The sequence below is a fragment of the Rhodococcus sp. P4_B6 genome, assembly GCF_056402215.1.
In genome coordinates, this window is record NZ_JBFUHV010000048.1 from 26011 (window position 1) to 38920 (window position 12910).

Annotated in this window: 10 protein-coding genes; 8 read left to right on the forward strand and 2 right to left on the reverse strand. The window is 65.7% G+C overall.

The genetic code is table 11. The features are described from left to right. Nucleotides 1-120 precede the first annotated feature (120 nt). The 5 genes from AC1DWT_RS22685 (at nucleotide 121) to AC1DWT_RS22705 (ending at nucleotide 6920) form a co-directional block, all read left to right on the forward strand. Nucleotides 121-1317: a thiolase C-terminal domain-containing protein gene (locus AC1DWT_RS22685; protein ID WP_477922303.1), complete on the forward strand. Its 1197-nt coding sequence runs from the start codon at nucleotides 121-123 to the stop codon at nucleotides 1315-1317. Between the two features lies 1 nt (nucleotide 1318). Next, a complete protein-coding gene (locus AC1DWT_RS22690) occupies nucleotides 1319-1819 on the forward strand; it encodes a Zn-ribbon domain-containing OB-fold protein (RefSeq protein WP_206016490.1) in 501 nt (166 codons plus the stop codon). Further along, the gene (locus AC1DWT_RS22695) at nucleotides 1820-2563 is read left to right on the forward strand and encodes an SDR family NAD(P)-dependent oxidoreductase (protein WP_477922306.1); all 744 of its coding nucleotides are present in this window, start codon (nucleotides 1820-1822) and stop codon (nucleotides 2561-2563) included. A 195-nt stretch (nucleotides 2564-2758) separates the two neighbouring features. Beyond that, a complete protein-coding gene (locus AC1DWT_RS22700; protein WP_206016488.1) occupies nucleotides 2759-4846 on the forward strand; it encodes a hydantoinase/oxoprolinase family protein in 2088 nt (695 codons plus the stop codon). After that, nucleotides 4836-6920 carry a hydantoinase B/oxoprolinase family protein gene (locus AC1DWT_RS22705; protein WP_477922308.1) on the forward strand — a complete coding sequence of 695 codons (2085 nt, stop codon included), beginning with the start codon at nucleotides 4836-4838 and terminating at the stop codon, nucleotides 6918-6920. Before AC1DWT_RS22700 ends, AC1DWT_RS22705 begins: the two co-directional genes overlap by 11 nt. 137 nt (nucleotides 6921-7057) lie before the next feature. Here the strand turns inward: AC1DWT_RS22705 and AC1DWT_RS22710 are convergent, their stop codons facing one another. Both AC1DWT_RS22710 and AC1DWT_RS22715 read right to left on the reverse strand, forming a co-directional pair. Next, the gene (locus tag AC1DWT_RS22710) at nucleotides 7058-8071 is read right to left on the reverse strand and encodes an acyl-CoA dehydrogenase family protein (RefSeq protein ID WP_283334473.1); all 1014 of its coding nucleotides are present in this window, start codon (nucleotides 8069-8071) and stop codon (nucleotides 7058-7060) included. 7 nt (nucleotides 8072-8078) lie between these two features. Beyond that, complete coding sequence (locus tag AC1DWT_RS22715) at nucleotides 8079-9290, reverse strand: acyl-CoA dehydrogenase family protein (RefSeq protein WP_477922309.1); 1212 nt, start codon at nucleotides 9288-9290, stop codon at nucleotides 8079-8081. A gap of 185 nt (nucleotides 9291-9475) precedes the next feature. Here AC1DWT_RS22715 and AC1DWT_RS22720 point away from each other — a divergent pair, with 185 nt between their 5' ends. From AC1DWT_RS22720 to AC1DWT_RS22730, 3 genes are read left to right on the forward strand one after another with little or no spacing between them, the layout of a single operon-like run. Next, nucleotides 9476-10924 (forward strand): aldehyde dehydrogenase family protein, encoded by a 1449-nt coding sequence (locus AC1DWT_RS22720; protein ID WP_206016484.1) that lies wholly within the window; start codon nucleotides 9476-9478, stop codon nucleotides 10922-10924. After that, complete coding sequence (locus AC1DWT_RS22725) at nucleotides 10921-12075, forward strand: acyl-CoA dehydrogenase family protein (RefSeq protein WP_477922312.1); 1155 nt, start codon at nucleotides 10921-10923, stop codon at nucleotides 12073-12075. The genes AC1DWT_RS22720 and AC1DWT_RS22725 overlap by 4 nt, the downstream gene beginning before the upstream one ends. Beyond that, nucleotides 12072-12875 carry an amidohydrolase family protein gene (locus AC1DWT_RS22730; RefSeq protein ID WP_283334469.1) on the forward strand — a complete coding sequence of 268 codons (804 nt, stop codon included), beginning with the start codon at nucleotides 12072-12074 and terminating at the stop codon, nucleotides 12873-12875. Before AC1DWT_RS22725 ends, AC1DWT_RS22730 begins: the two co-directional genes overlap by 4 nt. Nucleotides 12876-12910: the final 35 nt, after the last annotated feature.

Below are 12910 nucleotides of genomic sequence, written 5' to 3' on the forward strand. Positions count from 1 at the left end.
GACGGCCCAGGAAAAAGACTAGTTTGCTGATCAGTTATTTCTGTTATCGTCGTCGGAGTGGCGCCGATCACGCGGCCCATCGGGCACGGCAATTCGTGCACAGGAGAGGAGCTTGGTTTCGTGAAGTTGGATGCGTGTGTGGTCGGCGTGGGAACGAGCGAGTCCATCGGCAGACCGGGGCGAAGTGCCTTGCACCTGGAGTTCGAGTCGTTCCGAGCCGCGTTGGCGGATGCGAATCTGAAGAAGTCGGATGTCACGGGCATGGTCACCAATTGGGGCACCCCGCGTGGCGTGGACTACGACGAGTTCGCCGTGGCCGCCGGCCTGGACCTGACGTGGGTTTCGCAGCTGTGGACCCATGGCCGGTGGGCGGCCACGGCGGTCCAGCAGGCAGCCATGGCAGTGACGATGGGGCTGGCGGACGTGGTTGCCGTGATCAACAGTGCCGTCACGGCGACGGGGTATGCCCTCGAACTGCCTCCGATGAGTTCACCGCTCGGCGGCGTCGATGAGTCGTTCCGAGACGGAGGCGGGCCCTACGGCAACTGGACACTCCACGGCTCGCCCGGAGCCGGGGCCGGCGCCGCGCTGGTCATCGAGCAGTACATGGATCGGTACGGTGCGACATCTGCGGACATGGCGGCAATTCCCGTCACCATGCGCGCTTTCGGCCACCTCAACCCCATGGCCGTACGGCGCGAGGAACCACTCACGGTCGAGCAGTATCTGGAGGAGCCCGAGCTCATGGGCCATATGCGGTCCTCCGATATGTGTCTCGCGGTCGACGGCGCTACATGTCTGCTGGTGACCTCGACGCAGCGGGCGCGGGAGTTGGGTCGACCCATCGTGCATATCGCAGGGATGCAGGGGGTTCCGGCCACTCGGAACAGCTACGACTTCTTTTCCCGGCCGGGCATGGGATCAGGAGTGAGCCCGCGCTACGACTACGTGGCCCCGAAAACCTTCCCCGTGCTGGAGATGGCGGGTGTGGGACGCGACGACCTTGACGGCTTCTTCACCTACGACCCTTTCTCCCCCCTGGTGTTGATGGCGTTGGAGCGGTGGGGCTTCTGCGCAGCGGGCGAGGCCGCCGCGTATTGCCGCGACCAGGGCATCGGACTGGACTCGCCGCTCCCCATGAACACGCACGGCGGGAGCCTGGCGGAGGGGCACCTGTACGGCTACGGGCACATGATCGAAATGGTCCGCCAGCTTCGCGGTGAGGCCGGGAAGCGTCAGATCGACGATGCGAAGTCACTGCTGTGGGGCACTCCGTGGGGCGACGCCCTGGTCCTGACGAACGAGAAGGTGGCCTGACATGGCGGCAAGCCAGAGAAAAGGTGAAGTGGTCGAATTGGAGCGCGTGGACGCTGCACCGGGCCCTGCCCAGCACCAGCACCCCGACAACGCGGGTTTCTGGGAGTCTCTTCACGATGGGCACCTGTCCCTCCAGCGATGTGGCGAGTGCGAAACGTTGCGTTTCCCGATCGCAACGCACTGCTACGAGTGCCTGAGCGGTGAATATGCCTGGGAGTCAATCGATCCGCACGGAACTGTGGATGTGGCGATCCGTATTCACGAAGCCGCCGCAGAGCTTCCCGCGAGCGGCGCCAGCCTCCCCGAGCCGTGGCGAAGCATAGCGCCGTACCTGACGGGAGCGGTCGACATGAAAGCCGGAGTGCGCCTGCCCGGTCGGATCATCTGCACCTGCGGCGAAGCGCTGACGCGCGGTACGCCCGTGCGCGCGGTACTGCTGCCGGCATCCGGCGGAGCGACCGTCTACGGGTTTGCTCACACCTGCGTCGGAACGGAGAAGTAAGTGGACAAGAAGGTAATAGTCGTCGGCGGCGCGAGCGGCGTAGGAGCGGCCTGTGTGCGTTCCCTCGCGAAGGAGGGTGCCTCCGTGGTCTCGCTTGACCGTTCGGAGGAACAAGGCCTCGGCGTCGCCGAACAGGCGGGACAACGTTTCCTCACGTGCGACGTCACCGATCGGGATCAGGTCTTCTCGGTGATCGACGAGGCGGCCGATCTTTTGGGTGGGGTGGACTCCCTGGTTCACGCCGCGGGGATCCTGCTGCAGGGTCCGGCCGAAGATGTCAACGACGAGGACTGGGCCCGCGTCATGGACATCAATGCGCGGGGGCCGATGCTGACGAACCAGGCAGCGCTGCCGCACCTGAAGAAGGGCGACAGAAGCAGCATCGCCAATTTCGCGTCCTCCTCGGCGCTGACCGCATATCCGAACGGCGCGGCCTACGCGGCGTCCAAGGGCGCCGTGACGGCGTGGACTCGGACGATCGCCGTCGAATGGGCTCGATACGGCCTCCGGGCCAACGTCATTCACCCGTCGGCGAGGACTGCGATGCTCGAGGATCATCTCGCAAAGATGAACGACGAGGAACTTGCTGCGTACAAGGAGCTGCTTCTGCAGAAGGTGCCGCTCGGTGGTGAGTTCGGGGATCCGGATCGAGACATCGCGCCGGTCATCACGTTCCTGGTCAGCGACGGCGCTCGGTTCATGACGGGGCAGAACATCGCCGTGAACGGCGGCTACTACATCTAGAGCGGAATCCATTTCCTCGGAACGCAGGTGCAATCCCTGCGGCTGACAAAATACTAGTTGGTTGAACACTTATTAAATGTTATGATTCAGGTCACGCCGGCGCCGACTTACTCCGCCATCTGGGCGGACGCCGCCCGGATGGCGGACCCTCTGCGGATTGCGCCCATGACTGCATCGAACTGACAAGGAGAACTGATGGACGTCAAAGAGGTGCCGAATCAGGCACCAGGAGGTTTCTCGATCGGAATTGACGTCGGGGGAACCTTCACCGACCTCGCCTGTGGCAACGGGCAGTCGCTGTGGCGCGCCAAATCGCCGACCGACCGAAACAACTTCGGACGGGGAGTGCTCGGAGCTTGTCAGCTCGTCGCTGATCAAGTCGGCCTCGATCTCGAAACATTTCTCGGGAGGGTCGAACGCTTCGGACTGGGTACGACCGCGGTGACAAACGCGCTCGTCGAGAAGCACGGCGTCAGAGCCGGACTGCTCACCACGGCCGGTTTCGAGGACACCATTTCCATGGCCCGCTCGCGGCGTGTCTCGGAGGAGGGATTCCTCGTTCCGCCATGGAGCCCCATCGATCGATCGGCTGTCGTCGGTGTCGACGAACGCGTCGACCGCGACGGAAAGGTGCTGCAGGCCGTCGATATCGCGGCGGTTCGTTCGGCAGTGGCAAACCTGATCGAGACGCACCAGATCGAGGCGCTCGCCGTCTCGTTCCTCTGGTCTTTCAAGAACGACGAGAACGAACTGGCCGTGGTCGAGTTCGTGCGGCAAGAGTTTCCCGACCTGCCCGTCTTCAGCGGCGTCGAGTTGCACCCCAGTATCCGCGAGTACGAGCGCACCCTGGTTGCGGCCGTGAATGCTGTCCTGTCTACCGCTCTCGACGGTATCGAGGCCCTCGCGCAGGAGCTCGCCGACACCGGCCTTCGAGTTCCGCTGCTGCTGCTCCAGACCAGCGGTGGAACCGTCACCCTCGCCGAGGCACGCCGCTCGCCGGTGATCCTGGTGGCGTCGGGCCCGGCTGCCGGCGTCATGGCTGCGGCCGAGGTGTGCTCGGACGAGGGGATTTCCGACGCGATCTGCGGCGACATGGGCGGTACGAGCTTCGACTTGGCGGTCATCGCCGATTCGCTCCCGCAGCGGTCCGAGCGAGGCGAGCTGCACGGGATGATCCTTGCTCAGCCGCGAATCGACACGCTCTCGATCGGCTCCGGCGGCGGCTCCATTGCCTGGGTCGACGCGCGCGGACTGCTGCGCGTGGGGCCGCGCTCCGCCCGGGCGTGGCCCGGACCGGCCTGCTACGGCAACGGCGGGACGGATGCAACGATCACCGACGCCCTGGTGGTCCTCGGCTACATCGACCCGGCCAGCTTCGTAGGCGGCACGCTTGACCGAGAAGCCTCCGTGCGGGTGTGTGCCACGCTGGGCGAGTCTCTCGGCCTCTCGGCCGAGGAGGCCGCGTGGGGAATTCGCGAGATTGCGCTCGCCGAGATGACCAAAGCGACTCGCCTGCACGCGGGCGCGAGTGGGCTCGACCCGCGCACCCTCACCCTGATCTCCTACGGCGGCAGCGGCGGACTGTTCACGGCGAGCATCGCGGCCGAGGCGAACATCCCCCGCGTTGTCGTGCCCCCCGCTGCGTCGGTGCTGTCCGCCTTCGGGGCGGCATCGGCCGATGTGCGGCGGCAACGGATCAAGTCGGCTGACGTGCTGCTCGATCGGGCCGACGCGGGCGCGATCGGAGCCGATCTCGAGCGGCTCGGCTCCGAGGTGGCACGGGCGGTCGGTAACGATGGGGTCCCTGAGCAGGACCTGACTGTGAACTACGACGTCGGGGTTCGTTTCTTCAGGCAGACGTCCGAGGTGTCGATTGCGCTGCAGACCCCGGTCTTCGATGCCGAAGCAATCCGTGCGGCCTTCCTCGAACAGTACGCAGCCCGCTACGGGGTGGGTGCCGTCGGTCAGAAGGCGCAGCTGGAGGTGACGTTCCTCCGCGCAGTCGCCATCGGCCGGCTTCCCCGGGCGACGTTCGCGATCGACACGTCCACGCGCACAGGGGGTGTGGTCGAACCGTCTTCCCACCGGGCCGTGTATCTGACCCGGGCCGGCAGTGAGCAGGTTCCGTGCTACCGGACCCCCGACCTGGTCCCCGGAGACCGCATCGACGGGCCGGCTCTGGCCGACGACGTCGACACCACCGTCTTCGTCCCCCGCGGCGCCACGCTGGTGGTCGGCGAGCGCCGCTCTCTCCGATTGGATGTGAATTCCGATGCAGCTTGACAATATTGCGGTCGAGGTTCTGCGACACCAGTTCGAAGCGTTCTGTGGCGAGGGCGCCGCGACGATCAAACGCACTGCGGTGAGCCCGCTCGTGGTCGAGGGGGGTGACTACTCGTGCACCCTTCTCGACGCCAAGGGGAACTTGGTGACAGGTGGCGGTCATATCGCCTACCACTTCTACGCGGCGACCAATGCGATCGCGGGTGTGTTCATTGAGCACGGTGACGACATCCAGGACGGCGATGTCTTCCTGGCGAACGACCCGCACCGGGGCGGTGGCCTGCACGCGCAGGACATCTTCGTCATGAAGCCGGTGTTCGCCAGGAAGGTCTTGGTGGGGTGGTTCGCAAATTCGTCGCATCTGGTGGACGTGGGCGGTATGCAGCCGGGGTCGTTCGCTCCCGAAGCGACCGATTGCTTCCAAGAGGCGGTCCGACTGCCCGCAGTGAAGATCATGAGGGCCGGCGTCGACCAGCGGGACCTCTGGAACATCTTGCTCAACAACGTCCGCATGGCCCACCTGGTCGAGATGGACATCCGTGGCCTGATGGCGGGCGTCGATGTCGGTGCTGCCAAGCTCCGGGAACTCGCTGAGCGGATCGGTCCGGACGCCTTGCAGAACGGGTTCGACGAGCTCAACCGACGGACCGAGGAAGCTGTCCGCGCCGAGATCGCGCTGCTCGAGGACGGCGTCTACCGGTCCACGAGTTGGACCGAGTGGAACGAGGAGAAGTTTCGGGTCCCCTGCAGGACCACCGTCGAGGGCGATTCGATTCGTTTCGACTTCTCCGGGGCGGCACCACAGACGCAGCACTTCTTCAACACGAAGGAGTACATCGTCAAGGGCAAGATCGGGGTCGAGTTGCAGCGTCTGATCGGGCAGGACCTGCCCCTCAACCAGGGGTACTACGACGCGATTGCGGTGTACTGCCCGGTGGGCAGCATGCTCAACTGCACTCATCCAGCACCCGTCGGGGCTGCGCATCTCGCGGCGTCGCACGACGCCAGCGAGGCCGCGTTGCGCACTTTCCATCAGGCGGTGGCGGCTTCGCCCGACAGCGTCAGCCGTCCCTTCCTGTCCAGTTCGCAGACGATGTCCGGGAACTGCGTGGTCACTTTCTCGGGTAGGGGTCTGTCCGGCGCGACGGACTCGTGGATCATGATCGACGGCACCGCCCTCGGTTCGCCGGCCGGCAACGATCGCGACGGCACGGACTTCAACTTCTACCTGGTGGGGCGTCAGGCGGCCATTCAGACGAACGATGTGGAAGTCACCGAGTCCTGGTACCCGCTTCGCTTCAACTACCGGCGTCGGTCGTGTGACGCGTCGGGTGCGGGTCAGTTCCGCGGGGGACGCGGCGTCGACTTCGAATTCACCGTTGACGGCTCTCCGCTGTTGACCGGCAACAGCATCGGAGGGCACGGGCAGATTCCGATGCCCGGGTCGGCCGGCGCCGACCCGGGTCGGCCGAATGCGATCGAACTGCGTGACCCCGATGGCGGGTCGACGCCGATCGGGGTTCTGGCCCAGGGATTCACTCTCCCCGAAGGACACAGCTACGCCATTCGGGCTGCGGGCGGCGGGGGCTGGGGCGATCCTCTCGATCGTGATGTGGCAGCCGTGCTCGCCGATTTCGAGGACGGCCTCATTACCGCTGAGGACGCGAGTGATGTATACGGCGTTGATGTCTCCGACGGCACCACGACGAGCCGGAGCGAGTTGCTGCAGCAGCGTCTCGAGCGCGCCGACCCGGCTTTGATCGAACCGGTTCAGGTCGAGGTGAGCGAGACCGACTCGAGTCGAGCGTTGCCGATTGCGTCCGGTGTCGAGCAGCGCGGCGGGTTCGCGGTGAGCGTTCGCTCGGGTGCGGTCCTCGCGCAGGCCCCCGGACATTGGACCGATGGCTGCCCGGTTCTGGTCGAGCAGTTGGCCGGCGGGGTGGAGACGCGCAGATACCTCGATCCCGGCACCGGGCACGTCCTGCACACCGAGGTGGCGGTGACCGGTGAGCCCAGGACCTTCGAGTCCAGCCCCGCGCGTTGGTCCGCGTGGACGGGTGAACGGATCGGCTGAGCGGCGACGAGCAGCACCGATGAGGTGGTGCCGGGAATCTTTCCCGGCACCGCCTTTTTCGTTCCCAGTGACCTGAAGACCGAACTCGCGCAGATGACCAGGCCACCGTTCGGTGGCCTGGTCTTCGAGCAGGGGTCCTACATCGGGAGGGTGTCGCTACTTTCCGCGTGCGCCGCGATGCTTCGTAGAGCCACCTCGGCGAGGTGTTCGCTCTCCTCGCCCAGCAGTAATCGATCGACCTTGGCGCGTCGCCAATACAGGTGCGCGTCGTGTTCCCAGGTGAAACCGAGCCCTCCGAGCACATGAACGAGTGTCTCGCACGCCGTCTCGAAGCTCGGGGCGCAGTATGCCTTCGCAGCAGACGAGGCAATCGGAAGCTGCTCCGGGGCGTTGTCGGCTGCCCACGCCGCCCACCACACGAGGGAGCGCAGTTGATTGACGGCGACCCAGTCGTCCACCAGGCGATGCTTGATCGCTTGGAACGAACCGATCTGCCGACCGAATGCCGTGCGGTCTCTGGCGTGCTCGATGCCGAGCTCGACCACACGCTCCGCGGCGCCCAGACCTTCGGCAGCAAGAACGACACAGGCGACCTGCCGGGCGCGGTCCCACAGGGCACGTGCGTCCCGGCGAATCACCTCAGAAGACGTCAACGTGACGTAACCGAGACCGCGGGTGGCGTCGATCGGGTCGCCGGGCCTGACCTCACCGCTACCCAGGACGAGGTCATCGCCGTTCAGTGCGAGGAAGTGCGAGGCGCCGATAACGTCCATCGACGGGCTGTCCCCGGTGAGCGAGCCGTCGAGCACCGCGAGGGCCAGAGTTCCGTCGCTCAGCGCCTGGAGCCGGTCCGTGTCCCCTTCCAGGAGTACAGCACATCGGGCCGCGGTGGCGAGGGAAGGCCCGGCAAGTTGGCGGCCGGCCTGTTCGGCGACGATGGCCATGTCGAGCAGGCTGGCGCCTACACCGCCCGCCTCTTCGGGGATGGTGAGCGAGGAGAATCCCAGCTCGGCGAGAACCTCACGGCCGGGCACGATCCCGCCCGCGGTATCGAGGCTCTTGCGCGCGTATTCGGGTCCGGCCTGATCGGCAAAGAAGGAGCGCGCGTGGTCGGCGAAGTTCCGCTGGTCGTCATTGATGTCGAACTCCATGAGTTCCCTACCTGCTCTCGGATGCTGTGGGCTTGGGCGCGCGGTCCGACGGGAGCCCGAGGACTCGTTCGCCGAGAATGTTGCGGAGGATCTCGTCGGCTCCGCCGGCCAGGGCGACGCCAGGGGTGGATGCCGCCGAATTCGCCCAGCGCCAGTCTCCGTCCCGCGAGCGCGCCAGGACGGCGTCGTCGCCGAGCAGGCGTTGGCCGAGGTCCGCGGTGGCGTGCGCGACGCGAACCGCCGTGAGCTTTCCCGCGCTGGCCTCGGGTCCCGGGCGCTTACCGCGTTCCATGCTCGTCTGCATCCGGTATCCCGTGTAGCGGGCCGCGAGCGAATCGACCAGCACCTTCCCGAGCTCGTGTGTGGCCAGCACACGCTGGTTCGGAGCGAGCCGCGGAAGCCGTTCCGCGGCATGTGCGATCAAGGCATCACTCCGGACACCGAGTTCGCCGCCGCCCCCGCCGACTGCCATTCGCTCGTTCATCAGTGTGGTCAGGGCGACCTGCCATCCATCGTTGACGTCGCCGAGACGCTCGGAGTCGTCGATGACGACGTCGTCGAGGAAGACCTCATTGAAGCTCTGGTGCCCGTTCATCTGCCGCAGGGGTCGGACCGTGACGCCGGGTGCGTGCATATCGATCACGAACATCGTCAGCCCGCGATGCTTGGAGGCGTCAGGATCGGTGCGACACAGCACAATCCCGTACCGGCAGTGCTGTGCAAGTGTGGTCCACACCTTCTGTCCCTGCACGTGCCAGCCGTCGTCGTGGCGCACGGCCCGGGTGCGCAGTGCGGCGAGATCGCTGCCGCTGCTGGGCTCGCTGAAGAGCTGGCACCACAAATCGTCTCCGCGAAGCAGCCTCCGGATGTAGCGTTGCTTCTGGTCCTCGCTTCCGTGGCCCAATACCGTGGGTCCGCACATTCCGAGGCCGACGTGTCCGATCGGTCCCGCGATCCGTGCGCGGTGCAGCTCCTCGTTGACGACGGCCTGTTGGGCGTTCGTTCCGGCGCCGCCACCGTATTCCGTCGGCCAGGTCAAGCCGATCATCCCAGCGTCGAACAAGGTGGCCTGGGTCCGGCGGAGGGCTTGAACCCGGTCCGTGCCGGGCTCTTCCAGATAGGGGCCGTCTGCGTGCTCGAGTTCGTCCGCATGCTCGTCGAGGAACTGGCGCGTCTTACCCCGCAGGTGTGCTTGGTCGGGAGTGTCGTCGAAGTCCATGGGTGGCCTCTCGTTGGTTGGGCGTGGGCGAATGGCCGACCGCGGCGTCTGTGGCGACACCTCAGCCACGCCGGGCCGGGCGTCAACAAAAAATAGTCGGTGAACAAATCTTAGCGGAAGGAGTGTCTGGGGAGAAGACAATCCTTGTTGGTTGACAAATTAAGGTTATGAGGCATGCTGTTGTTATGAGCATCACTCGTTCGGAGTCAATCCCACCACCTCAGGGTCTCGTGAAGGCATACGGTCAGTGGATCGACGGCGCGGAGCGGTACACGCCCGGGGGCAAGCGCCTCACCACCAACTCCCGATGGACAGGTGGCGCAGTTGCCGAGATCGCCGCTGGGGGTCGCGCCGACGTCGAGGCGGCTGTCTCTGCCGCATCCGCCGCAGCAACCGGTTGGCGTGAACTCAAGTCGGGGGAGCGCGGCCGGTTGATGGCCGACATCGCTCACGGGATCCGCGCCGAACGGGAGCTCCTTGCCGAACTCGAGGGCGCCGAGGCCGGTAAGCCCGGTCCACAGGCATTGCGCGAAGTCGATTCCGCCGCAGATTATTTCGACTTCTACGCGGGGCTCGCCAACATCCCTTCGGGTGAGGTGATCGACCTCGGACCGGGTCGGCACGGCTACACGACCAACGAGCCGTACGGCGTCATCGGCGTGATCACCCCCTGGAACGCGCCGCTCAATCAAGCGGCCAGAGCGATTGCTCCAGCGATCCTCGCAGGGAACACAGCGGTGGTGAAGCCGTCCGAATTTACTTCCGCGACCACCCTCGAGCTTGCCCGCATCGCCACCGAAGCCGGCCTCCCCAACGGTGTTCTGAACGTCGTGACGGGCACCGGCGCGGCGGTGGGCCAACCACTGATCGAGCACGCAGACGTGCGGAAGGTGGCCTTCACCGGCTCGGTGCAGACCGGCCGTGCCATCGGACGGACAGCGGCGGACCGAGTGCTGCCGCTCACCCTCGAACTGGGTGGAAAGTCCGCGAATATTGTTTTCTCGGACGCGAACCTGCGGGCAGCCGCGGAAGGCGCGGTACGTGCCTTCACCGGCAATGCGGGTCAGATCTGCAGTGCCGGCACTCGCCTTCTCGTGGCCGACGAAATCTACGACGAATTCGTCTCTCTCCTTCTCGATCAGGTGCGCACGGTGAAGCCGGGTGAGTCCTATGGACACATCGTCACGGAGGAACAATTCACCAAGGTGCAGAAGTACTTCGACGTGGCCAAAGCGGACGGCGCGACCCTCGCGGCCGGCGGTGCCGCGACCGGAGACGGCTGGTTGATCGAGCCGACCGTCTACACCGACGTCACCAACCAGATGACGATCGCGCGTGAGGAAGTGTTCGGTCCTGTCCTGACCGTTCTCAGGTTCGGCACCGAGGACGAGGCTGTCGCGATCGCCAACGATTCCGAATTTGGACTCGCGGCGGGCGTGTGGACCGGAGACGTCGCGCGGGCCCACCGGGTCTCTGCCCGTCTCGAGGCCGGACAGGTCTATGTGAACGACTGGGTCGCCGGCCTCGTCGAGGGACCGTTCGGCGGAGTCAAGAACAGTGGATACGGCAGGGAGAAGGGCATGGAAGCACTACGTCATTACACTCAGACCAAGTTCGTGGTGGTGAAGCTGTGAGCGACCGCTTCCCCATCCTCGAGCCCGAATACCGTGTGCTCCAGGCCCGTGCCCGCGACTTGGCCGATCGTTGCCTTCCACACGCCGATCGCGCGGACGAATCCGACTCCGTCGACGCCGAAGTGCTCGCCCTACTCAAGGACAGCGGCCTCGCGGCCGTGCAGGTCCCAGCCAAGTACGGCGGCGAGTTCGAGTCTCCCGACTCCCTAGCTGTGACGGTCGTCCGGGAACAACTCGCAGCGGCTTCGAGCCACGTCGACTCTCTCTTCGCCATGCAGGGCATCGGCAGCTATGCGATCGCCGTCGGCGGGACCGACGAGATCCGCGAGCAGTGGCTTCCGCGGGTGGCGCGTATGGAGGCGATCGCCGCGCTGGCTCTGACCGAACCCGAAGTCGGATCGGACCTCAAATCGCTGTCCACCACAATCGCCGAAGACGGCGACGACGTGATCATCCGTGGAACAAAGAGTTTCATCACCAACGGGGGCGACGCCGACTACTACTGCGTTCTGGGCAAGGAAGATGTCAACGGCAGGTCCGGGTATTCCCTGGTGCTCGTGCCCGCGAACACTTCCGGTGTCAGAACCAGTCGTCCTTACCAGATCATGGCCCCCCACGTCCTGGGTGACATCGAGTTCGACAATGTCCGTGTTCCCAACACCCATCGCCTCGGTGAGCCCGGTAGGGGATTCGCGCTCGTACTGGCCACCCTGGCCACCTTCCGAGTTTCGGTCGCCGGCGCCGCCCTCGGCACCGCGCAGGCAGCGCTCGACGACGCCCTCGCGCACACCACGACCCGGAAACAATTCGACAGCCCGTTGGCGCGTCTCGGCCCGATTCCTCAGATGCTGGCGATGTCCTGGACCGAGATCGAGATGGCGCGGGCGTTCACGTACCAGGTCGCCCGCGCCGCCGCCTCCGATCCACGCGGCAGCCTGGACCTGTCGTCGATGGCGAAGATCGGCGCGACGGAGGTTACCGGTCGTGTCGTCGACCGCAGCGTGCAGATGATGGGCCGATTCGGTCTGGTCCGCGGATCCCGCATCGAACGCCTCTATCGAGCGGCCCGGCCGATGCGGGTGTACGAGGGCGCGACCGAAGTACTGCTCGACTCGTTGTCCAAGCAGCTTATCAAGGAGCACTCCCGATGATCATTGACGCACACTGTCACGTCTGGCCGGACGAGATCGCCCGCAAAGTGCTCGCCGACCGGCCCGTCGGCCTGGACCCGGTCCACGACGGCACCCTCGACGGGCTACGACGCACGATGGACAACGCCGGCATCGACATGGCAATGACTCTCGCGGTGGCAAATGCCGGTCGAACCGTCTGGCGCACAAACGAGTTCGTGGGGCGAGTCGACCGCTCCCGTTTCTTGCCGTTCGGTACGGTTCACCCCGATCTCTCGGTCGAGGACAACCTCGCCGCTCTCCGTGAGAACGGCATCATGGGCGTCAAGCTCCACCCGCTCTTCCAATCGGTCGCCTTCAGTGACACAAGGACGCGTGAGATCCTCACTGCCCTGGCCGAGAACGACGTCCCGGTGATCGCGCACGTCGGCTCCGGAGGTACCGAAGAGCAGAACGACCGGGGAGCGCCGCGCGATCTCAACGCGATGATGAAGCACATCCCCGGACTCCGGCTGATCGCCGCGCACTATGGCGGTTACCAAGTGCTGGATGAGGCCGAGCAGTGGTCGGTGGGGACCGGGGTGTACCTCGAGACCTCGTGGCCACCGAGCATGGGCACCCTCCCCGTCGAACGGATCAGGCGGATCATTCGAGAGCACGGCGCCGATCGCGTCGTGTACGGCTCGGACTGGCCGATGACCGACCCCGCAACGGAAATCGCGGCCATTCGTGCACTCGGGCTGAGCGCCGACGAGGAACGCGGCGTCCTGGGCGGCAACCTTGCCCGCCTGCTGCGACTGGAATTGCCGGCGAACACCTGACTCCTCGAACGCTGTTTCAGGAGAGGGCTACCCGG